The sequence below is a fragment of the Streptomyces sp. NPDC002032 genome (genome assembly GCF_042890765.1).
Lineage (GTDB): Bacteria > Actinomycetota > Actinomycetes > Streptomycetales > Streptomycetaceae > Streptomyces.
In genome coordinates, this window is record NZ_JBIASM010000016.1 from 64910 (window position 1) to 91298 (window position 26389).

At 72.7% G+C, this 26389-nt stretch carries 19 protein-coding genes; 14 read left to right on the top strand and 5 right to left on the bottom strand.

Going from position 1 to position 26389, the window contains the following annotated elements:
* Window positions 1-11 precede the first annotated feature (11 nt).
* Genes ACFYYT_RS29020 through ACFYYT_RS29030 form a run of 3 tightly spaced genes read left to right on the top strand, consistent with a single transcriptional unit; the run spans window position 12 to window position 4614 of the window.
* Window positions 12-1154, top strand: a complete 1143-nt coding sequence (locus ACFYYT_RS29020) for an acyl-CoA dehydrogenase family protein (RefSeq protein WP_351828215.1) — start codon at window positions 12-14, stop codon at window positions 1152-1154.
* 27 nt (window positions 1155-1181) lie between these two features.
* Window positions 1182-2396 carry an acetyl-CoA C-acetyltransferase gene (locus tag ACFYYT_RS29025; protein ID WP_351828217.1) on the top strand — a complete coding sequence of 405 codons (1215 nt, stop codon included), beginning with the start codon at window positions 1182-1184 and terminating at the stop codon, window positions 2394-2396.
* Between the two features lie 46 nt (window positions 2397-2442).
* On the top strand, window positions 2443-4614 hold the full coding sequence (locus ACFYYT_RS29030; protein WP_351828220.1) for a 3-hydroxyacyl-CoA dehydrogenase NAD-binding domain-containing protein: 2172 nt from the start codon (window positions 2443-2445) through the stop codon (window positions 4612-4614).
* 110 nt (window positions 4615-4724) lie between these two features.
* On the opposite strand, the gene ACFYYT_RS29035 is transcribed toward ACFYYT_RS29030, so the two are convergent.
* Together ACFYYT_RS29035 and ACFYYT_RS29040 are read right to left on the bottom strand one after the other, a co-directional pair.
* On the bottom strand, window positions 4725-5399 hold the full coding sequence (locus ACFYYT_RS29035) for a 1,4-alpha-glucan branching protein (protein WP_388609782.1): 675 nt from the start codon (window positions 5397-5399) through the stop codon (window positions 4725-4727).
* Between the two features lie 9 nt (window positions 5400-5408).
* Window positions 5409-6137, bottom strand: a complete 729-nt coding sequence (locus tag ACFYYT_RS29040) for a MerR family transcriptional regulator (RefSeq protein WP_351831131.1) — start codon at window positions 6135-6137, stop codon at window positions 5409-5411.
* An 85-nt stretch (window positions 6138-6222) separates the two neighbouring features.
* On the opposite strand from ACFYYT_RS29040, the gene ACFYYT_RS29045 reads away from it, so the two are divergent.
* From ACFYYT_RS29045 to ACFYYT_RS29060, 4 genes are all read left to right on the top strand, one after another.
* Window positions 6223-8088, top strand: a complete 1866-nt coding sequence (locus ACFYYT_RS29045) for a long-chain fatty acid--CoA ligase (RefSeq protein ID WP_351831134.1) — start codon at window positions 6223-6225, stop codon at window positions 8086-8088.
* A gap of 115 nt (window positions 8089-8203) precedes the next feature.
* Window positions 8204-9883 (top strand): aspartate-alanine antiporter, encoded by a 1680-nt coding sequence (gene aspT / locus ACFYYT_RS29050; protein WP_351831137.1) that lies wholly within the window; start codon window positions 8204-8206, stop codon window positions 9881-9883.
* Window positions 9884-9902: 19 nt separating this feature from the next.
* Window positions 9903-11606 (top strand): aspartate-alanine antiporter, encoded by a 1704-nt coding sequence (gene aspT / locus ACFYYT_RS29055; protein WP_351831139.1) that lies wholly within the window; start codon window positions 9903-9905, stop codon window positions 11604-11606.
* Between the two features lie 41 nt (window positions 11607-11647).
* Complete coding sequence (locus tag ACFYYT_RS29060) at window positions 11648-13303, top strand: bifunctional aspartate transaminase/aspartate 4-decarboxylase (RefSeq protein ID WP_351831141.1); 1656 nt, start codon at window positions 11648-11650, stop codon at window positions 13301-13303.
* A 52-nt stretch (window positions 13304-13355) separates the two neighbouring features.
* Here ACFYYT_RS29060 and sph read toward each other — a convergent pair whose 3' ends face one another.
* A complete protein-coding gene (gene sph, locus ACFYYT_RS29065; RefSeq protein WP_388609827.1) occupies window positions 13356-14351 on the bottom strand; it encodes a sphingomyelin phosphodiesterase in 996 nt (331 codons plus the stop codon).
* A gap of 255 nt (window positions 14352-14606) precedes the next feature.
* Between sph and ACFYYT_RS29070 the strand changes: the two genes are divergently transcribed.
* Window positions 14607-15494, top strand: a complete 888-nt coding sequence (locus tag ACFYYT_RS29070) for an oxygenase MpaB family protein (RefSeq protein WP_351826868.1) — start codon at window positions 14607-14609, stop codon at window positions 15492-15494.
* 49 nt (window positions 15495-15543) lie between these two features.
* Here ACFYYT_RS29070 and ACFYYT_RS29075 read toward each other — a convergent pair whose 3' ends face one another.
* A complete protein-coding gene (locus ACFYYT_RS29075; RefSeq protein ID WP_351826867.1) occupies window positions 15544-17049 on the bottom strand; it encodes a M1 family metallopeptidase in 1506 nt (501 codons plus the stop codon).
* A gap of 339 nt (window positions 17050-17388) precedes the next feature.
* On the opposite strand from ACFYYT_RS29075, the gene ACFYYT_RS29080 reads away from it, so the two are divergent.
* The 5 genes from ACFYYT_RS29080 (at window position 17389) to ACFYYT_RS29100 (ending at window position 23607) form a co-directional block, all read left to right on the top strand.
* On the top strand, window positions 17389-18252 hold the full coding sequence (locus tag ACFYYT_RS29080) for a hypothetical protein (protein WP_351826866.1): 864 nt from the start codon (window positions 17389-17391) through the stop codon (window positions 18250-18252).
* A 78-nt stretch (window positions 18253-18330) separates the two neighbouring features.
* Window positions 18331-20853, top strand: coding sequence for a Tex family protein (locus tag ACFYYT_RS29085; protein WP_351826865.1), 2523 nt, complete (start codon window positions 18331-18333; stop codon window positions 20851-20853).
* A 319-nt stretch (window positions 20854-21172) separates the two neighbouring features.
* The gene (locus ACFYYT_RS29090; RefSeq protein WP_351826864.1) at window positions 21173-21625 is read left to right on the top strand and encodes a hypothetical protein; all 453 of its coding nucleotides are present in this window, start codon (window positions 21173-21175) and stop codon (window positions 21623-21625) included.
* Window positions 21615-22814, top strand: a complete 1200-nt coding sequence (locus ACFYYT_RS29095) for an MAB_1171c family putative transporter (RefSeq protein WP_351826863.1) — start codon at window positions 21615-21617, stop codon at window positions 22812-22814. The genes ACFYYT_RS29090 and ACFYYT_RS29095 overlap by 11 nt, the downstream gene beginning before the upstream one ends.
* A gap of 7 nt (window positions 22815-22821) precedes the next feature.
* Complete coding sequence (locus tag ACFYYT_RS29100; protein WP_351826862.1) at window positions 22822-23607, top strand: SDR family NAD(P)-dependent oxidoreductase; 786 nt, start codon at window positions 22822-22824, stop codon at window positions 23605-23607.
* A gap of 36 nt (window positions 23608-23643) precedes the next feature.
* Here the strand turns inward: ACFYYT_RS29100 and ACFYYT_RS29105 are convergent, their stop codons facing one another.
* A complete protein-coding gene (locus tag ACFYYT_RS29105) occupies window positions 23644-25281 on the bottom strand; it encodes an ABC-F family ATP-binding cassette domain-containing protein (protein ID WP_351826861.1) in 1638 nt (545 codons plus the stop codon).
* A gap of 123 nt (window positions 25282-25404) precedes the next feature.
* On the opposite strand from ACFYYT_RS29105, the gene ACFYYT_RS29110 reads away from it, so the two are divergent.
* Window positions 25405-26376: a helix-turn-helix domain-containing protein gene (locus tag ACFYYT_RS29110; protein WP_351826860.1), complete on the top strand. Its 972-nt coding sequence runs from the start codon at window positions 25405-25407 to the stop codon at window positions 26374-26376.
* The last annotated feature ends 13 nt before the right edge of the window (window positions 26377-26389 follow it).

The following is a 26389-nucleotide window of genomic DNA, read 5'->3' on the forward strand; positions in this document are numbered from 1 at the left end:
GGGACCCACCGATGCAACGCCGCATCTTCGACGCCGACCACGAGGCGTTCCGCGAGACCGTCCGCACCTTCCTGACGAAAGAGGTGCTTCCGCACTACGGCCAATGGGAGAAGGACGGCATCGTCAGCCGCGAGGCCTGGCGGGCCGCGGGCCGCCAGGGCCTGCTGGGCCTGGCCGTCCCCGAGGAGTACGGAGGCGGCGGGAACCCCGATTTCCGCTACGCCGCAGTGATCGCCGAGGAGTTCACCCGCGCCGGGGCCCCCGGCCTCGCCATCGGCCTGCACAACGACATCATCGGGCCCTACCTGACCTCGCTGGCCACCGAGGAGCAGAAGCGCCGCTGGCTGCCGGGCTTCTGCTCCGGCGAAACCATCACCGCCATCGCGATGACCGAACCGGGCGCCGGCTCCGACCTCCAGGGCATCCGCACCACCGCCGAGGACCGGGGCGACCACTGGCTGCTCAACGGTTCCAAGACCTTCATCTCCAACGGCATCCTCGCCGACCTGGTGATCGTCGTCGCGAAGACCACCCCCGAGGGCGGCGCCCACGGCCTGTCCCTGCTGGTCGTCGAACGGGGCACGGAGGGCTTCGAGCGCGGCCGCAACCTGGACAAGATCGGCCAGAAGGCCCAGGACACCGCCGAACTGTTCTTCCACGACGTGCGCGTCCCCAAGGAGAACCTCCTCGGCGAGCGGGACGGCGCCTTCGCGCACCTGATGACCAACCTCGCGCAGGAGCGCATGGGCATCGCCATGGCCGCCATCGCCGCCGCCGAACACCTGCTGGAGATCACCACCACGTACGTGAAGGAGCGCGAGGCCTTCGGCCGTCCCCTCTCCAAGCTCCAGCACATCCGTTTCGAGATCGCGGAGATGGCCACCGAGTGCGCCGTCACCCGCGCCTTCCTCGACCGCTGCATCACCGACCACACCGCCGGCGAACTGGACCACGTCCACGCCTCGATGGCCAAGTGGTGGGCCACCGAACTGCAAAAGCGCGTCGCCGACCGCTGCCTCCAGCTGCACGGCGGCTACGGCTACATGAGCGAATACCGGGTCGCCCGTGCCTTCACCGACGGCCGCATCCAGACCATCTACGGCGGCACGACCGAGATCATGAAAGAGATCATCGGCCGCTCCCTCCTCGGCTGACGCCAGACCTTCAGAAAGGCTTGACCAGTGAGCACCGAAGCGTACGTGTACGACGCGATCCGCACGCCGCGCGGCCGCGGCAAGGCCAACGGCGCCCTGCACGGCACGAAGCCGATCGACCTGGTCGTCGGCCTCATCCACGCCCTGCGCGAGCGCAACCCCGGCCTGGACCCGGCCGCCATCGACGACATCGTCCTCGGCGTCGTCGGCCCGGTCGGCGACCAGGGCTCCGACATCGCCCGCGTCGCGGCCATCGCCGCCGGACTGCCCGACACCGTGGCCGGCGTCCAGGAGAACCGCTTCTGTGCCTCCGGCCTGGAAGCGGTCAACCTGGCCGCCGCCAAGGTCCGCTCCGGCTGGGAGGACCTGGTCCTCGCGGGCGGCGTGGAGTCCATGTCCCGCGTCCCCATGGCCTCCGACGGCGGCGCCTGGTTCAACGACCCGATGACGAACTGGGACGTCAACTTCGTCCCGCAGGGCATCGGCGCCGACCTGATCGCCACCATCGAGGGCTTCACCCGCCGCGACGTCGACGAGTACGCCGCCCTCTCCCAGGAACGCGCCGCCGCGGCCATCAAGGACGGCCGGTTCGGCAAGTCCGTGGTCCCGGTCACCGACCGCAACGGCCTGGTCGTCCTGGACCACGAGGAGTTCGTCCGCCCCGGGACCACCGCCGACAGCCTGGCCCGGCTGAAGCCCTCCTTCGCCGACATCGGCGAGCTCGGCGGCTTCGACGCCGTCGCCCTGCAGAAGTACCACTGGATCGAGAAGATCGACCACGTCCACCACGCGGGCAACTCCTCCGGCATCGTCGACGGCGCCTCGCTCGTCGCCATCGGCTCCCGCGAGGCCGGCGAGCGGGCCGGCCTGCGCCCGCGCGCCCGGATCGTCTCGGCGGCCGTCTCCGGCTCCGAACCCACCATCATGCTCACCGGCCCCGCGCCGGCCACCCGCAAGGCCCTCGCCAAGGCCGGCCTGACCATCGACGACATCGACCTCGTCGAGATCAACGAGGCCTTCGCGGGCGTCGTGCTGCGCTTCGTCAAGGACATGGGCCTGTCCCTCGACAAGGTCAACGTCAACGGCGGCGCCATCGCCCTGGGCCACCCGCTCGGCGCCACCGGGGCCATGATCCTCGGCACGATCGTCGACGAACTGGAGCGCCAGGACAAGCGCTACGGGCTCGTCACCCTCTGCGTCGGCGGCGGCATGGGCGTCGCCACCATCGTCGAACGCGTCTGACCCGTCCTGATCCCCTGATCCCTCCTCTCACACGGAAGTAGCGAACATGAGCGAGTCCACCACGATCCGCTGGGAACAGGACGAGACCGGCGTCGTCACCCTCGTCCTCGACGACCCGGGCCAGTCCGCCAACACGATGAACCAGGCCTTCAAGGACTCCATCGAGGCCGTCGCCGACCGCGCCGAGGCCGAGAAGGACTCCATCCGCGGCATCGTCTACACCTCCGCGAAGAAGACGTTCTTCGCGGGCGGCGACCTCAAGGACATGATCCGGCTGCGCCCCGAGGACGCGGCCCTCGCCTTCGAGACCGGCACCGCCATCAAGCGCTCCCTGCGCCGCATCGAGACCCTGGGCAAGCCCGTCGTGGCCGCCATCAACGGCGCCGCGCTCGGGGGCGGTTACGAGATCTGCCTGGCCTCCCACCACCGGATCGCCCTCGACGCGCCGGGCTCCAAGATCGGCCTGCCCGAGGTCACCCTCGGCCTGCTCCCGGCCGGCGGCGGCGTCACCCGCACCGTGCGCCTGATGGGCATCGCCGACGCCCTGCTCAAGGTGCTGCTCCAGGGCACCCAGTACAGCCCGCAGCGCGCCCTCGACAACGGGCTCGTGCACGAACTGGCGGCCACCCCCGAGGAGATGCTCGCCAAGGCCCGCGCCTTCATCGACGCGCACCCCGAGTCGCAGCAGCCCTGGGACGTACCCGGCTACAAGATCCCCGGCGGCACCCCGTCCAACCCGCGCTTCGCCGCCAACCTCCCGGCCTTCCCGGCCAGCCTCAAGAAGCAGCTGGGCGGGGCCCCGTACCCGGCGCCGCGCAACATCCTGGCCGCCGCCGTCGAGGGCGCCCAGGTGGACTTCGAGACCGCGCTGACCATCGAGGCCCGGTACTTCACCGAGCTGGTGACCGGCCAGACCGCCAAGAACATGATCCAGGCGTTCTTCTTCGACCTCCAGGCCGTCAACGCGGGACGCAGCCGCCCCCAGGGCATCGAACCCCGCACGGTCCGCAAGGTCGCCGTCCTCGGCGCCGGGATGATGGGCGCGGGCATCGCCTACTCCTGCGCCCGCGCGGGCATCGAGGTCCTCCTCAAGGACGTCACCCCCGAAGCCGCCGCCAAGGGCAAGGCCTACTCGGAGAAGCTCCTCGACAAGGCGCTCTCCCGGGGCCGCACCACCGAGGCCAAGCGCGCCGAACTGCTGGCCCGCATCACCCCGACCGCCGACCCCGCCGACCTGGCGGGCTGTGACGCCGTCATCGAGGCCGTCTTCGAGGACACCGCGCTCAAGCACACGGTGTTCCAGGAGATCCAGGACGTCATCGCCCCCGACGCGCTGCTGTGTTCCAACACCTCCACCCTGCCCATCACCGGGCTCGCGGAGGGCGTCAAGCGGCCCGCCGACTTCATCGGCCTGCACTTCTTCTCGCCCGTCGACAAGATGCCGCTGGTCGAGATCATCAAGGGCGAGCGCACCGGCGACGAGGCCATCGCCCGCGCCTTCGACCTGGTCCGCCAGATCGGCAAGACCCCGATCGTCGTCAACGACTCGCGCGGCTTCTTCACCTCGCGCGTCATCGGCCAGTTCATCAACGAGGGCGTGGCGATGGTCGGCGAGGGCGTGGAGCCCGCCTCCGTCGAGCAGGCCGCCGCCCAGGCCGGGTACCCGGCGAAGGTCCTCTCGCTGATGGACGAGCTCACCCTCACCCTGCCGCGCAAGATCCGCAACGAGACCCGCAAGGCCTTCGAGGCCGAGGGCCGCGCCTGGGCGCAGCACCCGGCGGACGCCGTCATCGACCGGATGGTGGACGAGTTCGGCCGCCCCGGCCGCAGCGGCGGCGCCGGCTTCTACGAGTACGACGAGTCGGGGCGGCGCACCCGCATCTGGCCCGGCCTGCGCGAGCACTTCGCCAAGCCGGACGCCGGCATCCCCTTCGAGGACATGAAGGAGCGGATGCTCTTCTCCGAGGCCCTCGACACCGTGCGCTGCCTGGACGAGGGCGTGCTCACCTCGATCGCCGACGCCAACATCGGCTCCGTCATGGGCATCGGCTTCCCGGCCTGGACCGGCGGCGTCATCCAGTACATCAACGGGTACGAGGGCGGCCTGGCGGGATTCGTGGCCCGTGCCCGCGAGCTGGCCGCCACCTACGGCGAGCGCTTCACCCCGCCGGCCTCCCTCGTGGCGAAGGCCGAACGGGGCGAGACGTACGCGGACTGAGCGGACGGCCCGCCCCGGCCCGCCCCGCCCCGGCCCGCCCCGGCCCGCCCCGGACCCGCCGCGCGAGCGGGTCCGGGGCGGGCGGGACGCCGGCAGGGCCGGGGGCCGTCTCAGTGGCCGGCGGCGCGCAGCAGGGCGAAGACCCCGCGCCGCGCGGCGCCGTCCGGGGCGGTCCAGCCGGCCAGCACCTGGCCGAGGACCCCGTCACCGTCGGCGGCCGGGCGGGGGCGCAGCACCCGCGCCAGGGTGAGGTCGAACAGGGGCCCCGCCCCCTCGGCCGGGCCCAGCCCGATGACGGTGGCGTCGGCGGTGTCGGCCACCTTCCCCGAGCCGGCCGGGGCCGCCGCCGGGGCCGCCCGCAGGGGGCGCACCTCCACCGTCGGGTCGGGAGCGTCGCTCTCGCTCTGGGCCTGCGCCGTGGCGCGGCCCGCCAGCAGCTCCGCCAGCTGCCGTACCAGGACCGGGTCGTGGGCGCCGTCGTAGACCCAGCGCGGGCCCAGTACCCCGTGTTCCAGGGTGCCGACGAGCCCGTCCCCGGCGTCGTCCAGCGGGGCCCCGCGATAGGTGAGCGGGACCAGGTGGGCGACCGGCTCGCCGCCGGAGGTGTCGGTGACCACCATGAACTCGATGCCCACCTCGCCCTCCGGGTCGTCGAGGCGGAACCCGCCCGCGTTCGCGAGCCGGGTGAGGTCCCCGGCCCCGCGGTACCACGGCTTCAAGGGGAGCCATGCGGCGAGGAGTTCGAGTTTGGTCGGGGACAACGTGGTGTGATGGATGACTGCCATGGGCCGAACCTACCCGCCGTCGGGGACGAACGCGGCGCGCAATTCCGCCTTCAGCGAGCGCTGGAAGGCCGTCACCAGGGCCTGCACCACCATCGGCTGCATGTGGGCCGACAGCGCCTTCATCGACTCCACCCGCTCCGGGTCGCTCTCGCCCTCGGTGAACGGCCCCCAGACCTCGTCCCGGAACAGCGCCGTCAGTTCGTGCGCCGCCGTCCGGGCGTGCTCCATCAGCACCGTGCGGGCCGCGAGGATCGTCTCGTGCGCGATCGGTACGTCGAGCAGCGCGACCCCGAGCCGCAGCAGACCCACGTCCACCCGGAACCCGTCGCCCGCCCCGGCGAGCACGTTCATCGCGGCGAGCCGGCGCAGGTCGCCCTCCGACAGGCTCCGCCCGGCCCGCTGCTCCAGTTCCGCCCGCGAGAGCTCCCGCGCCTCGTCGGGCGCCCAGGTGGCCACCAGGGCCCGGTGGATCGCCAGGTCGTGCGCGCTCAGGTCGTCGGGGAGCGCGTCCAGGTAGCGCTGGATCGCGGACAGGGTCATGCCCTGGTGCTGCAACTCCTCGATGAGCGCCAGCCGCGAGAGGTGTTCCGGGCCGTAGTGGCCCACCCGGCGGGCTCCGATCACGGGAGGGGGCAAAAGCCCGCGCGTGCTGTAGAACCGTACGGTGCGGACGGTGACCCCGGCCTTCGACGCCAGCTCGTCCACGGTGAGCACCGGCTCGGTCGCCCGGTCGGCCATCGTCCGCTCCTCGCTCTCTGCTCCACAGCTTGGGTTCAACAGTATTGCTGTCGCACCAACGATGTGAAACGGCCAGGAGCTGCCCATGACCACGAACCTGCGACTGCCCGGACGACCCGAGGAGCTCACCCTCCCCGCCCTGCTGCTGCGCAACGCCGCCGAACACGGCGAGCTGCCCGCCCTCTCCTGGCGCGCGGGGCCCGAGGGGCGCGAAGGGCGCCAAGGGGGTGACGGCTGGCGGACGCTCACCTGGAGCGAGGTCCGCCACCAGGTCGCCCTCCTCGCCGCCGGCTACGCAGCCCTCGGCGTCGAGCGCGGCGAACACGTCCTGCTGATGATGGGCAACCGGCCCGAGCACTGGCTGAGCGACCTCGCGCTCGTCCACCTCGGCGCCGTCCCCGTCACCGTCTACGGGACCTCCGCCCCCGAGCAGGTCGCCCACATCGCCCGCCACAGCCGGGCCCGCCTCGCCGTCGTCGAGGGGGCCCGCGAACTGCCCCGCTGGGAACCGCTGCTGGCGGCCCCCGGCATTCCCCTGGAGCGGCTCGTGGTCGCCGAGGCCGCGGCGGCCGGGACGCACCACACGTACGCCTCCGTGTACGCGAGCGGCGCCCGGCGGCACCGCGCCGAGGACTTCGAGAAGGGCTGGCGCGAGAGCCGCCCCGAGGACCCGCTGACGGTCGTCTACACCTCGGGCACCACCGGCGACCCCAAGGGCGTGCGCCTGACCCACCGCAACATCTGGCTCCAGTCGGTCCGCCTCGACCGCAACACCGAACTGCCCGAACACGCCGAGCACGTCTGCTACCTGCCGTTCGCGCACATAGCCGAGCGCATCCTCGGCATCTACCTGCCGCTGCTGCGCGCCGCCCACGTCCGGCTGGTCGCGGACCCCGCCGCCGTCGCGGGCGCGGTCCGCGAGCTGCACCCCGTGCAGTTCTTCGGCGTGCCCCGGGTCTGGGAGAAGCTGGCCGCCGCCGTCAAGGCCGTCGTCGCCCGGCTCCCCGAGGAGCAGCGCCGGGCCATCGAGGACGCGGGCGCCCTGGCCCTGGCCCGGGCCGGGCACCGGGAGCGAGGCGAGGAGGTGCCCGCCGCGCTCGAAGCCTCGTACGCCCTGGCCAAGGAACGGGTGCTGGACCCGCTGCTGGAGCGGGCCGGGATGGACCGGCTCGTCTGGACGGCCAGCGCCACCGCGCCGATGCCGATCGACGTGGTCCGCTTCTGGGCGGCCTGGGGGATCACCATCATGGACGCCTGGGGGCTGACCGAGACCTCCGGCGTGTGCACCGTCAACCGGCCCGACCGGTTCCGGCTGGGCTCGGTGGGCCTGCCGATCGAGGGGCTGGAGCTGCGGATCGCCGAGGACGGGGAGGTCCTCACGCGGGGGGCGACCGTCTTCGACGGCTACCTGCGGGCCGACGGGACGGTGGAGGGCGCCCGCGACGCCGAGGGCTGGTTCCCCACCGGGGACGTCGGCCGGATCGACGCCGACGGCTTCCTGTGGATCACCGACCGCAAGAAGGAGCTGATCATCACCTCGACGGGCAAGAACGTCTCCCCGGCGCTGGTGGAGAACACGGTCAAGGAACACCCGCTGATCGGCCAGGCCCTGGTGCACGGCGACGGCCGCTCCTACCTCGTCGCCCTGCTCGTCCTGGACCCCGAACTGGCCCCCGCCTGGGCCGCCGCCCGAGGGATCGGGGCCGCCTCGCTCGCCGACCTCGCCGAGCACCCGGCCGTCCTGGAGGAGACCGCGCGCGCGGTGGCCGCCGCCAACGCCCGCCTCAACCGCACCGAGCAGATCAAGCGCCACCGGCTGCTCGCCGAGGAGTGGGGCCCGCTGACCGGTGAGCTCACCCCCTCGCTGAAGCTGCGCCGCCGCGTGATCCGGGAGAAGTACGGACCGTTGATCGAGGAGCTCTACGCCGCTCCGGCGGCGCCCCCGCAGTAGCTCGTACGGCCTCACCCGGAGGGCGGACGCCCACCCTCCGGGTGAGGGTGGGGGGCATGCGGACAGACCTGCTCCGGCATCCACGCGCGGGCCTGCGAGGGCGGGGTGAGCGCCCGTGGGCGTGCTGAGTGACAACCCGGAACTCGCCCTCTTCCTCTGCCTGGCGGTCGGTTACCTCGTCGGGAAGCTGCGGGTGGGGCCCATCACCCTCGGCGGCATCTGCGGCACGCTGATCGTCTCCCTGCTGCTGGGTGCCTGGGCGCACGTCCAGATCGACGCGGACGTCAAGACGGTCTTCTTCGCGCTGTTCATCTTCGCCCTCGGCTACCTCGCGGGTCCGCAGTTCTTCGCCAACCTCAACCGCGGGAGTCTGCGCTTCTTCGCCCTCTGCCTGATCGAGCTGGTGTCCGTCCTCGGCCTCGCCTATCTGCTGGCGCAGGCCTTCGACCTGGACGTCGGCACCGCTTCCGGGATCCTCGCCGGCGCCGCCACCGAATCGGCCGTCGTCGGCACCGCCACGGAGTCGATCGCCAAGCTGCCGGGGCTCACCGCGGACCAGATCGCCACCTACCAGGGCCACGTGGCCACGGCCTACACCGTCTGCTACCTCTTCGGGCTGGTCACCATCGTGATCTACACCAGCCAGATCATGCCGATGCTGCTGCGCATCAACCTGCGCGACGCCTCGCGCCGGCTGTGGGAGAAGATGCGCGGGGGCGGCGTCTCCCTGGAGAGCGACGAGCGCGAGGCCCTGCCCGCGCTGGTCGGCCGTACCTACCTGGTGACCCACGCCGACGGCCGCACGGTCGGGGACCTGGAGAGCGCCTTCGGCGGCCGGGTGACCGTGGAGGCCGTCAAACGCGGCTCCCGCACCCTCGATCCCGCCCCCGGCCTCGAACTCACCCTCTCCGACCTCGTCCTGGTCGTCGGCCGCCGCGCCAACACCATCGAGGCCGGCCGCGCCATCGGCCCCGAGACCCCCGGCATCCCGGGCGTGGACACGCCGCTCGCCACCAGCCAGATCGCGGTGACCGACCGGGGCGTCTCCGGGAAGTCCATCGACCGGATCCAGCGCGAGCACCCCGAGTTCGCCCGCGACGGCGTCTACGTCACCGACGTGCTGCGCGGCGACCAGAACCTGCCCGCCACCCCCGAGACGGTCATCCAGCGCGGCGACGTCGTCACCCTGGTGGGCGCCCGCTCCGGACTGAACAAGATCGTCGCGAAGATCGGCACCGTCGCGAAGAACGACGCCACCGACTTCATCTACCTCGGCCTCGGCATCGCCGCCGGCTCGCTCCTCGGCCAGGTCGTCGTCCGCATCGGCGGGGTGCCGCTCTCGTTGGGCACGGGCGGCGGCTGTCTGGTCTCCGGGCTGCTCTTCGGCTGGTTCCGCTCCCGCCGCCAGACCTTCGGAGCCTTCCCCCCGCAAGCCGCGACCACCATCAAGGACATGGGCCTCGCGGTGTTCATCGCCTGCACCGGCCTGACCTCCGGCCCGCAGGCCTGGCCGCTGCTCAAGGAGTACGGGGCCCTTTTGCCGTTCGCCGGGATCGCGATGGTCCTCGTACCGGCCACGCTCTCCCTGTTCATCGGCGCCAGACTGCTGAAGATCGAGAAGCCGCTGCTCATCGGCGCCATCGCCGGGCAGCAGTGCTCCACCCCGGCGATCACCTCGGTCACCCAGGTCGCGCAGAGCTCCGTCCCGATGCTCGGCTACACGATCACCTACGCGCTCTCCAACTTCCTGCTGCCCCTGACCGGTCCGATCCTCGTCGGCATTCTCGGCGCCTGATCTCGCTGGACGGCTGTTCATGATCGATTTCCTCAACCGGAACGTCTTCCAGCCCCACCCGGAGCTGCTCGTCTTCCTCACGGTCGCGGTCGGCTTCCTCGTCGGCAAGCTCCGCTACAAGGCGATCGCGCTCGGCGCGGTGACCGGCTGCCTGATCGTGGGGCTGCTCTTCGGCGCGCAGTTCAAGGTCACCATCGAGGCCACCGTGAAGAACCTGTTCTTCACGATGTTCCTCTTCGCCCTCGGCTACAAGGTGGGCCCGCAGTTCTTCCGCGGCCTCAAGAAGGACGGCCTGCCCCAGGTCCTGAACGCCGTCGTCGTCTGCGTCACGGGCCTGCTGGTCTGCTGGGGGTTCGCGGCCTTCCTCGGCTACGGTCCCGGGCTCAGCGCCGGCCTGCTCGGCGGCGCGCTGACCCAGTCCGCCGTGATCGGTGTGGCGCAGGACGCGATCGGCAACCTCCCGGGGTTGAGCGCCGACCAGATGAAGGAGCAGGAGAACCTCGTCGCGGTGGGCTACGCGGTCACCTATCCGCTCGGCACCATCCTGTGCGCGGTCCTGCTGGCCTCCGTCCTGCCCCGGATCTACCGCCGCGACCTGGCCGCCGAGAGCGCCCGGCTGGCCCGGGAACTGGACGCCCCGGCCGACAACCCCGACCTCCACGAGGGCTACTACGAGGCCGTCCTGCGGGCGTACACCATCGTCCAGCCGGACCTGGTGGGCCGCACCATCGAGGACTTCGAGCAGCAGCAGAAGGCGCTCGGCCGGCGCGTCTACCTCACCCGCATCCGCCGGGCCGGGGCGATCCTCGACCACACCCAGCAGACCGTGCTGGAGAGCGGGGACGTCGTCGCCGTCAGCGCCCTGCGCGACTCCCTCGTGGCCTTCGACGCCCGCACCCACATCGGCCCGGAGAGCGACGACGTCGAGCTGCTCGGCTACCAGACCGAGAACCTGCACGTGGTGGTCTCCGAGAAGGAGCAGCTCGGCAAGACCATCGCGCAGCTGCGCGCGGAGCCCTTCATGGTCGGTGTGTACATCGACAAGCTCTACCGGGCCGGCTCGGAGTTCCCCTACCGGCTCACCACCCCCGTCGAGCGCGGGGACACGCTGATCCTGTCCGGGCCCGCCCGCCTCGTCGGCCCCGCCGGCACGGCCATCGGCAAGCCGGTGCCCACCAGCTTCGCCACCGATATGATCTGGGTGGGCCTGGGCATCTTCCTCGGCGGCTGCATCGGCATCCCCGCCCTCACGGCGGGCGGGGTCCCCATCTCGCTGTCCACCTCGGGCGGGGCGCTGATCATGGGCCTGGTGTTCGGCTGGATCCGGGGCCGCTACCCGACCTTCGGCAACGTTCCGCCCGGGGCCCAGTGGATCATGGACACGCTCGGCCTGTGCCTCTTCGTCGCCGTCGTCGGCATCAACGCCGGACCGAGCTTCACCAGTGGCCTGGCGGCCGCGGGCTGGGGCCTGCTCCTGTTCGGCGCCATCGCCACCGTGATCCCGCTGGTCGTGGGCTTCCTCGTGGGCCACCACATCCAGAAGATCCGCTTCCCGATCCTGATGGGCGTCCTCGCGGGTGGCCAGACCACCACGGCCGCGATCGGTGCGGTCGTCGAACAGTCCAAGTCCCAGGTGCCGGTGCTCGGCTACACGATCCCGTACGCCATCAGCAACGTGCTGCTGACCATCTGGGGAGCCGTGATCGTCCTCCTCCACCACTGACGTCCGCCGCCAGACCACCCCCGAGCCGCAAAGGAATCCCCGTGCCGCAGACCAGCTTCAGCCGCGAGGAGATCCAGTCCCTCGCCCAGCTCAGCCCCTTCGAGCTGAAGGACAAGTTCATCCAGCTCGCCACCGCCGCCCAGGAGGACAAGCCGGGCCAGAAGGGCACCACCGCCCGCGCCATGCTCAACGCCGGCCGCGGCAACCCCAACTGGGTCGCCACCGGGCCCCGCGAGGCCTTCTACGCGCTGGGCTACTTCGCGCTGGACGAGTCCCGGCGCGTGTGGACCGCCGACAACCTCGGCGGGATGCCGGAGAAGAGCGGCATCGGCGACCGCTTCGACTCCTGGGTGCGCCGGCACCCGGACCTGCCGGGGGTCGAGCTGCTGTCCGCCTGCGTCGCGTACGCCCTCAAGCGCTGGCCCTTCGACAAGGACGCCTTCGTCCACGAGCTGACCGACTCGATCACCGGGGACAACTACCCCGTACCGGACCGGATGCTGACGCACGCCGAGCACATCGTGCGCGGCTACCTCGCCGACGAGATGTTCGACAAGCGGCCGCCCGGCGACAACCTCTCGCTCTTCGCGACCGAGGGCGGCACCGCCGCCATGTGCTACATCTTCGACTCCCTGATGAAGAACGCGGTCCTGGCGAAGGGCGACAAGATCGCCTTGATGACCCCCGTGTTCACCCCGTACATCGAGATCCCCGAGCTGGACACCTTCGAGTTCGACGTCGTCAACGTCTCGGCCGGCCTCTTCGCGGAGACCGGCGTGCGCCAGTGGCGCTACCCGCAGGAGGAGGTCGCCAAGCTCGCCGACCCCGCCGTGAAGCTGGTGTGCGTGGTCAACCCCAGCAACCCGCCCTCGCTGGCGATGAGCCGGCGGGTCGCCGACCAGATCAGGGACATCGTCGCCACCAGCAACCCCAACCTGCTGATCGTCACCGACGACGTCTACGGCACCTTCGTCCCCGGCTTCCGCTCGCTCGCCGCCGACCTCCCGCGCAACACCCTGCTCGTGTACTCGTACTCGAAGCACTACGGCTGCACGGGCTGGCGGCTCGGCGTCATCGGGCTGCACGACGACAACGTCGTCGACGAGATGATCGCGAACTTCCCGCAGGAGCAGAAGGACCGCCTCGCCAAGCGCTACGGCACCCTCACCCTGGAACCGGGCAAGATCCGCTTCATCGACCGCCTCGTGGCCGACTCGCGGTCCGTGGCCCTCAACCACACGGCGGGGCTGTCCCTGCCCCAGCAGACGATGATGGTGCTCTTCTCCCTCTTCGACCTCCTCGACGAGGGCCAGGCGTACAAGGAGCGCATCCGCGCGATCGTCCACCGCCGCCTGGACCTGCTCCTGGAGGGGGCCCAGATGAAGATCAGCGAGGACGACCAGCGGGCCGGCTACTACATCGAGCTCGACCTGCTCGCCGAGGCCGAACGCGTCCACGGCAAGGACTTCGCCGACTTCCTGGAGAAGAACTACGAGCCCGTCGACCCGCTCTTCCGCCTCGCCGAGCAGACCTCGGTGGTCCTCCTGAACGGCGGCGGCTTCGACGGCCCCGAATGGTCGGTCCGGGTCTCCCTGGCCAATCTCGACGACCTCGACTACCTCAAGATCGGCCACCACCTCCGGCAGATCTTCAACGACTACGCCTCGGAGTGGCAGCGCGCGAAGGCCGCGGACTGAACCGTCCGCGCGGGCGCCGCCCCGGCCGGGGCGGCGCCCGCGCGGACCCGCGTCAGGAACCGATCAGCGGGTAGTGGTCCGAGAGGTTGGAGTAGGTGTAGGAGGTGCCCCAGCTGGAGACCGTCCAGGGCGCCGACTGCTCCTTGACGACGTTGTTGTTCCAGTTCGCCGGGCGGGCGTTGGCCTTGCGGTACAGGACGTAGTCCAGGTCCTCGCGCGGGTCCGTCGGGTAGCGGTAGTTCGCGATCGAGTTCAGCGCCGTGTCGAAGGAGTACGGGTGGCCCGTGCGCGAGTCGGCGCCGGCCAGGCCCGCGTCCGCGAGCATGGAGGCGTACTCCGGGCTGCGCGAGTCGACGTTCATGTCGCCCGCCACGATCACCTGCTCGCCCGAGGGGATGTTCTTGGCGTCCAGGAAGGCGCCGATCGCCTTGAACTGCCGGCTGCGCGTTTGCGCGGCCTCCCCGGCGCCGCAGCCCGGGTCGGTGGACTGGGCGTGGGTCCCCACCACGTGCACGCGGACGCCGTTCACGTCGAGCACGACGTAGGCGAAGCCCTTGTTGGACCACCAGTCGGCGCCGCAGGCGTCCTTGTAGACCACCTGCTCCTTGCGGACGATCGGCCACTTGCTCAGGACCGCGACGCCGCCGTCCTCCGGGGTGGTGGCGGAGTAGGAGCCGCCCGTCGCGTCCCAGCCGCCCTTGCCGCGGCCCACGACCGGGGTCTGGTACGGGTACTGCGCGGCCGAGCCCGCCTTCAGCGCGTCCGAGGCGCCGTTGTCGAAGGCCTCCTGGACCACGACCACGTCGTGACCCTGGAAGAAGGACGCCTTGGGGATCTCCGCGGCCCGGTGGTCCTGACCCCAGTTCGGGTACAGGTTCTTGCTCATCAAGAACGTGTTGTACGTCAGCACGCTGAGCCGCGGCGCGGCGCCCTGGGCGCTCTCCGCGGCCGTGGCGGCGGGCGCGGTGGTGACGGCCAGGGCTCCCGCGGCGATCGCCGCGACGGCCGTGGCGGCGGCGCGGGTGCGGCGGTTCGAGGTGTGCGGCATGTGGGTCTCCGTCAGTCCGGCGGGGAAGATCGACGCCGTCATCCAAGCAGCCGCGGTTACTTCGGGGTAACACCCATGACAAGACTTTCTGTCCTGCCCACGACAACGTGGGGGCGGGCTCTCGCGGGCCCCCGCGCGAGCCCCGTGCCCCGGCGCGCCGCAGACGCCGCCTGGCCGCCGCCGGTCGCCGCGCGGCGGCCTGCGGCGATACTGGAAGCACCGCGAGGCGCGCGGGGCACGACCGGGGGAGCACCGATGGGCACGGACACCACCAGGGCGGCCACCGCCGGACGCGGCCGCGACCCCGAGCCGCCCCCGCCCGGCGGGGTGCTGTGGACCAACGCCGGGGACGTCCGCTCGCTGCTGAGCCTGCCCGCCGCCTTCACCCTCCAGGTCGCCCACCCCGCCGTCGGCGCCGGCGTCGACCAGTACTCCGTCTTCCGCACCGACCCCTGGGGCCGCGGCGAACGCTCGCTGCGCTCCGTCCTGCTCTGGGTGTACGGCGGCGACCGGGCCGCCGAGGAGGGCCGCCGGGTGCGCCGGCTGCACAAGGAGATCCGGGGCACCGACACCCGGGGGCGCCGCTACCACTCCCTGGACCCGGCCTGCTACGCGTGGGTCCACGCCACGGGCTTCCCCGTCGCCCTGTACTCCGGCCGCTACCTCTTCCGCCGCGTCACCCCGGCCCAGGAGCGGCAGCTGTACCGCGAATGGCTTCAGGTGGGCCGCATCCTGGGGCTGCGCGACCGGGACATGCCGCAGACGGTCGAGGAGTTCTGGCCCTACTACCACCGGATGCTGGCCGAGGAGATCGAGCCGACGAAGGTGGCCCGCGAACTGCTCGCCACCGACACCGACGTGCCCCGCCCCGACGCCGCCTCCCCGGCCCTGCGGCTGCTGCTGCGGATCGGCTGGCCGCTGCTGCGCACCGCGTACCTGCGCTTCCGGGCCTTCGTCACCGTCGGGTACCTGCCGCCCGAGGCCCGGGCCGCCCTCGGCCTGGCGTGGACCCCCGCCCAGGAGCGCCGGCTCCGGCGTTTCAGCACGGCCGTACGGATCCTCGTCCCGCTCCTCCCGGAACGCCTGCGCTACCTCCCCCTCGCCCGCACGGCCCGCGCCCGCCACCGCGCCGCCGCCCGCTGAGGGGCACCGGCGCGGTAGCGGGCCGGTCCGGGCCGGCCCGGACCCGGGGTCAGTGCTCGTGCAGGTTGTTCGTCGCGGCGATCTTCTTCCAGGACTTCGGCTCGACGGCGGGCTTGGCCGGCGCCTGGGAGCGGGCGCCCGGGGCCTTGTTCGTGGCCGGCGGGGCGAAGGCGGGCTTGCCCGGGGTGTAGAGCCAGGTCTCGAAGAGCTGCGCGAGCGGCTTGCCCGAGATCTTCTCCGCGTACCGGACGAAGTCCCCGACCTTGGCGTTGCCGTAGGCGCGCTCGGTCGGCCAGCCCTTGAGGATCTTGAAGAACTTCTCGTCGCCGATCTCGTTGCGCAGCGCCTGGATGGCGATGGCGCCGCGGTCGTAGACGGCTCCGTGGAACTGGTTCTCCGGGCCCGGGTCACCCGGCTTGACCTGCCAGAACGGGTCCTCGGCCGGGCGGGAGGCGTAGGTCCAGTCGGCGAGCTCCTGCGCGGTGCCCTCGCCCTCCTTCTCCGACCACAGCCACTGGCTGTAGCGGGCGAAGCCCTCGTTGACCCAGATGTCCTTCCAGTTGTCGACGGACACGCTGTCGCCGTACCACTGGTGGGCCAGCTCGTGCACGACCACCGAGACGTTCGCGCCGTTCGCGAACTGCCGGGGGCTGTAGAACGGCCGGGTCTGCGTCTCCAGCGCGAAACCGGAGGGCACGTTCGGGACGTAGCCCCCGAGCGCGTTGAACGGATACGGGCCGAACACGCCCTCCAGCCACTCCGCGACCTCGGTGGTCCGCTCGACGCTCGCGCGGGCCGCGCCGTCGTTGTCGCCGAGGTCCTTGCTGTAGGCGTTGAGGACCGGCAGGCCGCTCGCCGTCTTGTCGGTGGTGATGTCGAACTTGCCGATGGCGAGGGTGGCCAGGTAGGTGGCCTGCGGCTTGTTGGAGCGCCAGTTGTAGCGGGTCCAGCCGAGCTTGGAGCTCTGCGACTGGAGCACGCCGTTGCTGATGGCCTGCGTACCGTCCGGGACGTTGACCGACACGTCGAAGGTGGCCTTGTCCAGCGGGTGGTCGTTGCTCGGGAACCACCAGGCCGCCGAGTCGGGCTCCTGCGCAGCGATGCCGCCGTCCGGAGTGCGCTGCCAGGCGGACCAGCCGTCGACCTTGAACTCCGAGGGCTTGCCCGCGTACTTGACGACGACGCTGGCCTGCTTGCCCTTCTGGAGCGGCTTGGCGGGGGTCACCTCCAGCTCCTGGGTGCCGGAGGTGGCGAACGTCGCCTTGACCCCGTTGACCCGGATCTCGCTCACCTTCAGGCCGAAGTCCAGGTTGAAGCGCGACAGGTCCTGCTTGGCGGTGGTGAGCAGGGTGGCCGTGCCCTCCAGCAGGTCGGTCGCGGGCTGGTACTGCAGGCGCAGGTCGTAGTGGGAGACGTCGTAGCCGCCGTTCCCGCTGGCCGGGTAATAGGGGTCGCCGATACCCGGCGCGCCCGGACCGGCACTGGCCGCGGATGCCGGGATCACCAGCAGCAGGGAGGCGGCGAGCACGCTCGGGGCGATGACTTTGCGGCGCACGAAGAGCTCCAAGGGGTAGGGGAGACAGATCGGTTCGGGGTCTCGTCGTTCGACCGTATTCACCCCTGGCCGCTCACGTCATGTCCATGGCCCCTCGTGTCACACGATCGCCATCCGGCCGCAAGGAACCGGTGGCGGGAGCCGCTCCCGCCGCCCCGCCGCCGGGCGGCCACCGCGGCGTCGCCGTGCCGTCGCCGCTCCCGGGGGGGCGCCCGGGGCCGTACGTCCGCCGGTGCGCGGCCGGGGCCACATTGACCGGAAAGCGCCGGTCCGCCCGCGCCGGCGGAGGGCCGGGGCCGGGGGTACCCGACATACCGAACAGTCGGTAACCTGCGGCGCATGACGCTCCCTCCGCACGCCGCCCGCCGCACCTGGCACGCCGCCGTCAACCCCCTCCACTCCACGATCTACTTCTCGCCCGACCTCGCCACCGAGTTCGCCGCCCTCGGCGTCACCCACCGGGTCGCCGTCAACCTCGCCAGCCGCTCCGCCGCCCTGGGCGCCGTCGGCCCCGGCGCGGTGACCGCCGCCTTCTACAACTACCGCCACGACCACGTCGCCCGGCACCTGCCCGCCGTCTGGCGGACCATCACCCCCGAGCAGGCCCTGGCCGCCCGGCTGCGGGCCGCCGACACCACCCTGCGCCGCCTCCTGGGCCCCGAGACCATCGCCTCGCCCGAGCTCGCCGAGGCCGCCGCCCTCGCCCTGCGCGCGACCGAGGGCTGCGTCCGGCCCGGCCGCACCCTCTACGCCGCCCACGCCGACCTCCCCGTCCCCGCGGAGCCGCACCTGCGCCTGTGGCACGCCACCACCCTGCTGCGCGAGCACCGCGGCGACGGCCACGTGGCCGCGCTCCTCCTGACCGGCCTCGACCCGGTGGAGGCCCTGGTCAGCCACGCCGCCACCGGCCGCGGCATGACCCCGAAGTGGGACATGGCCATCCGCGGCTGGGAGCAGGACGACCTCGACGCCGCCGCCGCCCGGCTGCGCGCCCGCGGGATCCTGGACGCCGACGGCGAACTCACCGAGGAGGGGCGGGCGCTGCGCGAACGGCTGGAGACCGAGACCGACCGCCTCGACGCGGCCCCGTACGAGCACCTCGGTGCGGAGGGCCTCGCCCGGCTCCACGAACTGGGCGGCGGATTCGTCCGCCAGGTCCTCGCCGCCGGGGCCTTCCCCCGGGACCTCACCGGAAAGGCCTGAGGGGCTCCCGCCGTCCGTCACCGCCACCTGCCACAATTGGCAGCCTTCCACGCAAACGAAGGCAGGCGGGACCGCACAGTGACGATGTCCATCGAAGGCAGGATCGCCGAGGAGCTCGGCGTACGGGAGCGGCAGGTCAAGGCCGCCGTCGAGCTGCTCGACGGCGGCTCCACCGTGCCGTTCATCGCGCGCTACCGCAAGGAAGCGACCGAGATGCTCGACGACGCCCAGCTGCGCACCCTGGAGGAGCGGCTGCGCTACCTGCGCGAGCTGGAGGACCGCCGCGCGGCGGTCCTCGACTCCGTACGGGAGCAGGGCAAGCTCGACGAGGCGCTGGAGGCCCGGATCAACGCGGCCGACACCAAGGCCCGGCTGGAGGACATCTACCTCCCCTTCAAGCCCAAGCGCCGCACCAAGGCCCAGATCGCCCGCGAGGCCGGCCTGGAGCCGCTGGCCGAGGCCCTGCTGGCCGACCCGTCCGCCGACCCGGCCGTGGCCGCGGCCGCCTTCGTCGACGCGGACAAGGGCGTCGCCGACGCGGCCGCCGCCCTGGAGGGCGCCCGCGCCGTCCTCACCGAGAAGTTCGCCGAGGACGCCGACCTGATCGGCGACCTGCGCGAGCGCATGTGGAGCCGCGGCCGCCTCGCCGCGAAGGTCCGCGAGGGCAAGGAGGAGGCGGGCGCCAAGTTCGCCGACTACTTCGACTTCGCCGAGCCCTTCACCGCCCTGCCCTCCCACCGCGTCCTCGCGATGCTGCGCGGCGAGAAGGAGGAGGTGCTCACCCTCGACCTGGAGCCCGAGGAGCCGTCCGAGACGCCCGGGCCGTCCACGTACGAGGGCATCGTCGCCCGCCGCTTCGGCATCGCCGACCGCGGCCGCCCCGGCGACAAGTGGCTGGCCGACACGGTCCGCTGGGCCTGGCGCACCAAGATCCAGGTGCACCTGGGCATCGACCTGCGGACCCGGCTGCGCGCCGCCGCCGAGGACGAGGCCGTACGGGTCTTCGCCGCCAACCTGCGCGACCTGCTGCTCGCCGCCCCCGCCGGCACCCGCGCCACGCTCGGCCTCGACCCGGGCTTCCGCACCGGGGTCAAGGTGGCCGTGGTCGACGCGACGGGCAAGGTCGTGGCCACCGACGTGATCCACCCGCACGTTCCCGCCAACAAGTGGGACGCCTCCCTCGCCACGCTCGCCCGCCTCGCGCGGGAGCACGCGGTCGATCTCGTCGCCATCGGCAACGGCACCGCCTCCCGCGAGACGGACAAGCTCGCCGGGGACCTCATCGCGCGCCACCCCGAGCTGAAGCTCACCAAGGTGATGGTCTCCGAGGCCGGCGCCTCGGTGTACTCGGCCTCCGCCTTCGCCTCGCAGGAACTCCCCGACATGGACGTCTCGTTGCGCGGCGCCGTGTCCATCGCCCGCCGCCTCCAGGACCCGCTCGCCGAGCTGGTCAAGATCGACCCGAAGTCGATCGGCGTGGGCCAGTACCAGCACGACCTGTCCGAGACGAAGCTGTCCCGCTCGCTGGACGCGGTCGTCGAGGACTGCGTGAACGGCGTCGGCGTCGACGTCAACACCGCCTCCGCCCCGCTGCTCTCCCGGGTGTCGGGCATCAGCGGCACCCTCGCGGAGAACATCGTGGCCCACCGCGACGCCAACGGCCCCTTCCGCAGCCGCAAGGGCCTCAAGGACGTGGCCCGCCTCGGCCCGAAGGCGTACGAGCAGTGCGCGGGCTTCCTGCGCATCCGCGGCGGCGACGACCCGCTGGACTTCTCCAGCGTGCACCCCGAGGCCTACCCGGTGGTCCGGGCGATGGGCAAGACGGCCGGCACCGAGGTCGCCGCGCTGATCGGCAACTCCGCCGTCCTGCGGTCCCTGCGGCCCGAGCAGTTCGTCACGGAGGCCTTCGGCCTGCCCACGGTCTCCGACATCCTGCGCGAGCTGGAGAAGCCGGGCCGTGACCCGCGGCCCGCCTTCAAGACGGCCACCTTCAAGGAGGGCGTGGAGAAGATCGGCGATCTGGCCCCCGGGATGATCCTGGAGGGCGTGGTCACCAACGTGGCCGCCTTCGGCGCCTTCATCGACATCGGTGTCCACCAGGACGGCCTGGCGCACGTGTCGGCCCTCTCGAAGACCTTCGTGAAGGACCCGCGCGACGTGGTGAAGCCGGGCGACATCGTCCGGGTCAAGGTCATGGACGTGGACATCCCGCGCAAGCGGATCTCGCTGACGCTGCGGCTGGAGGACGACTCCGAGCGGCAGGCGGGCGCACCCCGCCAGCGGGAGGAGCGCCAGGAACGCCCGGAGCGACGCGCGGGCGGCGGCCGTCCGCCGCAGCAGCGCGGCGGTGACCAGGGCGGCCAGGGCCGGCGTGGCGGGGCCCAGGGCGGGAACCAAGGCCAGGGTCAGGGCCAGGGCCAGGGCCAGAGTCAGAGTCAGGGCCAGGGCGCGCGCGGCGGCGCCCAGGACGGACGCCGGCAGGGCGGTCAGGGCGGCGGGGGACAGCGCTCCGGCGCCCCGGCCCCCGCCAACAGCGCCATGGCCGACGCCCTGCGCCGGGCCGGCCTCACCGGACCGCAGGAGCGTCGCAAGCGGTCGTAGGCGGTCGTGGGCGGCTGGCGGAACCTGCTGTTCCGGGCAACCGGAAGGAGTGGCCGGATCGGCACCCTGCGGGGGGAGCCGTCTTGCCAACCCGCGTGAACGATCTGTAGGGATGGTGGAACGCCCGTTCGCAGTGCGGACGGGCTTCCGCCTTTCTCCCCCTCAGGAGCCCCCCTCCCGAGGCCGCCTCCAGGCACAGGACGCCATGCCGATGCCCACCCACGCCTACCGACGCTGCCCCAGGAAGGGTCCCCAGAGGGAACACATGCCCCACCGGAATCTCAGCCTGCGCAAACGGTGCGAGGTGATTCTCGGTCACATGGACCTGACGCACCCGTTCTCCCTCGACGCGCTGTGCGCGCGGCTGGCCGAGCAGCGGGGCCGCCCGATCCGGCTGCACCCGCTGCCCAGGGAGGCCGCCGAATCCGGCGTCTGCGGGCTGTGGGTGGGCACCGAAACCGTGGACTACGTCTTCTACGAGGCCCAGACCACCCCCCTGCACCGGGAGCACATCGTGCTCCACGAGCTCGGCCACATCCTCTTCGGCCACCACTCCGTCGAGGGCGAGGAGAACCACGGCCGCGCGCCCGTGATCCTCGGCCGCACCAACTACACCAGCCGCCAGGAGCAGGAGGCGGAAATGCTCGCGAGCATGATCCGCATCCGGACCTCGGGCCCCGGCCACCCCCGCGCGGCCACCCCGCCCCGCGGCGCCCTGGCCCGCCTGGAGTCCGCCATGGGGTACGAGCGGGGCCCGCGCGATGCCGGCTGAGCTCACCGCCCTCGGGGACTGGCTCGCCGTTCCCAGCGTGATCTGCCTGTGGGCCGCCGTCCTGCTGCGGGCCCCCGGCGCCCTGCGCGCCCCGCAGCAGCGCGGCCTGTGGCTGGCCGTCGCCACCGCCGCCGCGGCCATGACCCTGAACCTGCCCGACGTCGTCGCGTACGCCACGAGCCGCACCCCCGGCTACGCGCACACCGTCGGGCTCGTCCGCAACCTCATCGGGGTCCTGTCGGCGGGCGCCGTGCTCTACTTCGTCGCCGCCGCCACCCGCGGCCGCCGGCTCCAGCTCGCCGCCCGGGCCGGCACGGTCCTGTGGCTCTGCGCCCTCGTCGCGCTGGACGCCGCCGCCCCCGGCCACGGCACGCACACCATCCCGCCCAGCGGGCCGCCCGTGCCCTCGCTCGCGTACTGGCTCGTCCTGATCTGCGCCCACCTCCTCGCCAACACCGTCTGCGTGTACGTCTGCTGGCGCTACGGCCGGCGCACCGAGAGCCGGGGCCTGGCGGCCGGGCTGCGGCTGTTCGGCCTGGGCACCGCGCTGGCCGGCCTGTTCTGGTTCGCGTACCTGCTCAAAGCCCTGTTCGGCAGCAGCTGGGCGATGCCCGCCCTGCCGCTGATGATGAACCTGCACGGGCTGCTGCGCGCCGCCGCGATCCTCGTGCCCACCCTGTTCACGCTGCGCCGCACCACCGCCGACGTCGCCACCGCCTGGCGTCTGTGGCCCCTGTGGCGGGACCTCGTCCAGGCCGTTCCGCACGTGGTCCTCTCCGAACCCCGCACCGGGCGGGTGCTGGAGCTGCTGTGGCCGCCCGTACCGCGCAACCTGCTCGTCTACCGCAAGGTCATCGAGACCCGCGACGCGATCCTGATCCTCGGGGAGTACGTGTCCCCGGAGGTTCCCGACCTGGCCCGCAGCCACGTCGCCGGCTGCCGGATACCCGACCGGCGGCGCACGGCGGCGGCGCTGGCCTGCGTCCTGAAGGAAGCGCGGCGGGCGAAGCTGGCCGGGCTGCCCGGACAGCCGGGCCTGGCCACCTCCCTGGACCTGCCCTCCGCGATGCAGCCCGGCGAGGAGGGCCGCGGGCTGGAGGAGGAGACCCGCTTCCTGGTGGACGTCGCCCAGGCCTACGCCTCCCCGGACACCACCGCCTTCACCCCCGCCGCACCGCACAGGAAGTGACACGCACGTGCCCACCACCGTTCTGATCACCGGGGCCAGCGCCGGCCTCGGCGCCGCCTTCGCGCGCGGCTTCGCCGCCAAGGGCTGCGACCTCGTCCTCGTCGCCCGGGACAAGGCCCGGCTGGAGGCCGTCGCCGCGGACCTCGGCCGGGAGTTCGGCGCCTCCTGCGAGGTGCTGGCCGCCGACCTGCTGGAGCCGGAGCAGTGCGCCGCCGTCGAGGCGAGGCTCGCCGACCGGACCCGGCCCGTGGACATGCTGGTCAACAACGCCGGCTTCGGGCTGCCCGCGCCGTTCCCGTACAACCCGGTCGCGGACGAGGAACGGATGCTGGACCTGCTCGTGAAGGTCCCGCTCCGGCTCACCCACGCCCTGCTGCCCGGCCTGCGCGAGCGCCGCCGGGGCGCCGTGCTCAACGTCGCCTCCGTCGCCGGCCTGCTGCCCACCGGCACCTACGGGGCGGCGAAGGCCTGGCTCACGGCCTTCAGCGAATCCCTGCGGGTGGACATGGAGCCCTACGGGGTGCGGGTGCTGGCCGTGGTCCCCGGCTTCACCCGGACCGAGTTCCAGCAGCGCGCCGGGATGGACGTCAGCGCCCTGCGCGACGCGGTCTGGCTGGAGCCCGGCGCGGTCGTCGCCAAGGCGCTGCGCGACCTTGCCCGGCGCCGCCCGCTCAGCGTCACCGGCCGCCACTACCAGGCGTACGCGCTCGCCGTCCGGCACCTCCCGCGCCGTTTCGTGGCCGAGAGGATGGCCCGTACGCGCAGGGCGCCGGCGGCGGTCCGGTCCGACTGACGAACCGGACGCCGCGCCGCCGCCGCCCGTAGGGCCCTAGATCTCCGTGACCTTGCCGTCCACCACTTCCAGGCGGCGGGTCACGTGGACGGCGTCCAGCATGCGGCGGTCGTGCGTGACCAGGAGCAGCGTGCCCTCGTAGGTCTCCAGCGCCGCCTCCAGCTGCTCGATCGCGGGCAGGTCGAGGTGGTTCGTCGGCTCGTCCAGGACGAGCAGGTTCACCCCGCGGCCCTGGAGCAGCGCCAGCGCCGCGCGGGTGCGCTCGCCGGGGGAGAGGGTCGCCGCCGGGCGCAGCACGTGCGCCGCCTTCAGGCCGAACTTGGCCAGCAGCGTGCGCACTTCTGCCGGCTCGGTGTCCGGGACGGCGGCGCAGAAGGCCTCCAGCAGCGGCTCGTCACCGAGGAACAGCCCGCGCGCCTGGTCCACCTCGCCGACCAGTACGCCCGAACCGAGCGTGGCGGCGCCGGAGTCCGGGGCGAGCCGGCCCAGCAGGACCGAGAGCAGGGTGGACTTGCCGGCGCCGTTGGCCCCGGTGATCGCGACCCGGTCCGCCCAGTCGATCTGCAGGCTGGCCGGACCGAAGGAGAAGTCCCCGCGCCGCACGGCCGCTTCGCGCAGGGTGGCGACGACCGAGCCGGAGCGCGGGGCCGCCGCGATCTCCATGCGCAGCTCCCACTCCTTGCGCGGCTCCTCGACGACGTCCAGCCGCTCGATCGCGCGCTGCGTCTGCCGGGCCTTGGCGGCCTGCTTCTCGCTGGACTCCCCGCGGAGGTTCTTGCCGATCTTGTCGTTGTCGCTCGCCTTGCGGCGGGCGTTGCGCACGCCCTTGTCCATCCAGTTGCGCTGCATCTGGGCCCGGCCCTCCAGGGCCGCCTTCTTGCCCGCGTACTCGTCGAACTCCTCGCGGGCGTGGCCGCGGGCCCGCTCGCGCTCCTCCAGGTAGGACTCGTAGCCGCCGCCGTAGAGGTTGATCTGCTGCTGGACCAGATCGAGTTCGAGGACCTTGGTGACCGTGCGGGTCAGGAACTCGCGGTCGTGGCTGATGACGACCGTGCCCGCGCGCAGCCCCTTCACGAACTGCTCCAGCCGCTCCAGACCGGCCAGGTCCAGGTCGTTGGTGGGCTCGTCCAGGAGGAACACGTCGTACCGGGACAGCAGCAGCGAGGCGAGCCCGGCCCGGGCGGCCTGGCCGCCGGAGAGGGCGGTCATCGGCAGGTCCAGGCCCACGGACAGCCCCAGCTCGTCCGCGACCTCCTGGGCCCGCTCGTCGAGGTCGGCGCCGCCCAGGTTCAGCCAGCGGTCGAGGGTGTCCGCGTACGCGTCGTCCGCGCCCGGGGTGCCGTCGACCAGGCCCTGCGTGGCCTCGTCGAGCGCGGCCTGCGCGGCGGCGACCCCGGTACGGCGGGCGAGGAACTCGCGCACCGACTCGCCGGGGCGCCGCTCGGGCTCCTGCGGGAGGTGCCCGACGGCCGCGCCGGGCGGGGAGAGCCGCAGCTCACCGGTCTCCGGGGCGTCGAGCCCGGCGAGCATCCGCAGCAGGGTCGACTTCCCGGCGCCGTTGACGCCGACGAGTCCGATGACGTCGCCGGGCGCGACGACGAGGTCGAGATCGGCGAAGAGCGTGCGCTCACCGTGCGCGGCGGTGAGGTTCTTGGCGACGAGGGTTGCAGTCATGATGCCCCGATCCTATCCGCGCCCCACGGGCGTCCCGCCCCGCCCGGTGCGGTCCGCTCGCATGGCCGGATAGGTGGGAGAGCCGTCATTGCGGCCATCGTGTCCGCGTCACACCATGGAGGCATGCCGCTGCGAAACGTGCTGGTCGTCCTCTACGACGGGGTCCAGAGCCTGGACGTCAGCGGGCCGGTCGAGGTCTTCGACGGGGCCCGGCGGTGCCCCGGCGGCGACGGCGGGTACGCGATCCGGACGGTGTCCCCGGGCGGGGCCCCGGTCCGGACGGGCAGCGGACTGACCCTGGTCCCGGACGGGGACCTGGAGGGCGCCCGGCCCGGTCCGGGGACCACGCTGCTGGTCCCCGGGGGCCGCTACCGTGCCGACTTCGAGCCCCGGCTCACCGACTGGCTCCGCGCGTACGGGGGACGTGCGGAGCGCCTGGTCTCGGTCTGCACCGGCGGACTGCTGCTCGCCGAGGCCGGGCTGCTCGACGGGCGGCGGGCGACGACACACTGGGACGCCTGCGCGGGGATGGCGCGGGACTACCCGCGGGTGGCGGTGGAACCGGACCCCATCTACGTACGGGACGGCCCGGTCGCCACCTCGGCCGGGGTCACCGCCGGGATCGACCTGGCGTTGGCGCTGGTGGAGGAGGACCTCGGGCGGGACGTGGCCCTGCTGATCGCCCGCCACCTGGTGGTGTTCCTGCGCCGCCCGGGCAACCAGGCGCAGTTCAGCGCACAGCTGGCGGCGCAGACCGCGCGGCGCGAACCGCTGCGGGACGTCCAGCAGTGGATCACCGAGCACCCGGGCGGGGACCTGAGCGTGGAGGCCCTCGCCGCGCGGGCGGCGCTGTCGCCGCGGCACTTCGCGCGGGCCTTCCACGCGGAGACGGGCGTGACGCCGGGGCGGTACGTGGAGCGGGTACGGGTGGAACACGCGCGCAGGCTCCTGGAGGAGGGCGGGGAAGGGGTGGCGCAGGTCGCCCGGTCCTGCGGCTACGGCACCCCCGAGGCCCTGCGCCGCGCCTTCGTCCGCAACCTCGGCCAGCCTCCGGCGGAATACCGCCGCCGCTTCGGCCCGCAGACCGGCCCGTGACGCCCCCGCCGGA

Coding starts and splice junctions, on each gene's coding strand:
- ACFYYT_RS29020 (WP_351828215.1), top strand. CDS start 12: ATGCAACGCCGCATCTTCGACGCCGACCACGAGGCGTTCCGCGAGACC.
- ACFYYT_RS29030 (WP_351828220.1), top strand. CDS start 2,443: ATGAGCGAGTCCACCACGATCCGCTGGGAACAGGACGAGACCGGCGTC.
- ACFYYT_RS29035 (WP_388609782.1), bottom strand. CDS start 5,399: ATGGCAGTCATCCATCACACCACGTTGTCCCCGACCAAACTCGAACTC.
- ACFYYT_RS29040 (WP_351831131.1), bottom strand. CDS start 6,137: ATGGCCGACCGGGCGACCGAGCCGGTGCTCACCGTGGACGAGCTGGCG.
- ACFYYT_RS29045 (WP_351831134.1), top strand. CDS start 6,223: ATGACCACGAACCTGCGACTGCCCGGACGACCCGAGGAGCTCACCCTC.
- aspT (WP_351831139.1), top strand. CDS start 9,903: ATGATCGATTTCCTCAACCGGAACGTCTTCCAGCCCCACCCGGAGCTG.
- sph (WP_388609827.1), bottom strand. CDS start 14,351: ATGCCGCACACCTCGAACCGCCGCACCCGCGCCGCCGCCACGGCCGTC.
- ACFYYT_RS29070 (WP_351826868.1), top strand. CDS start 14,607: ATGGGCACGGACACCACCAGGGCGGCCACCGCCGGACGCGGCCGCGAC.
- ACFYYT_RS29080 (WP_351826866.1), top strand. CDS start 17,389: ATGACGCTCCCTCCGCACGCCGCCCGCCGCACCTGGCACGCCGCCGTC.
- ACFYYT_RS29090 (WP_351826864.1), top strand. CDS start 21,173: ATGGACCTGACGCACCCGTTCTCCCTCGACGCGCTGTGCGCGCGGCTG.
- ACFYYT_RS29095 (WP_351826863.1), top strand. CDS start 21,615: ATGCCGGCTGAGCTCACCGCCCTCGGGGACTGGCTCGCCGTTCCCAGC.
- ACFYYT_RS29105 (WP_351826861.1), bottom strand. CDS start 25,281: ATGACTGCAACCCTCGTCGCCAAGAACCTCACCGCCGCGCACGGTGAG.
- ACFYYT_RS29110 (WP_351826860.1), top strand. CDS start 25,405: ATGCCGCTGCGAAACGTGCTGGTCGTCCTCTACGACGGGGTCCAGAGC.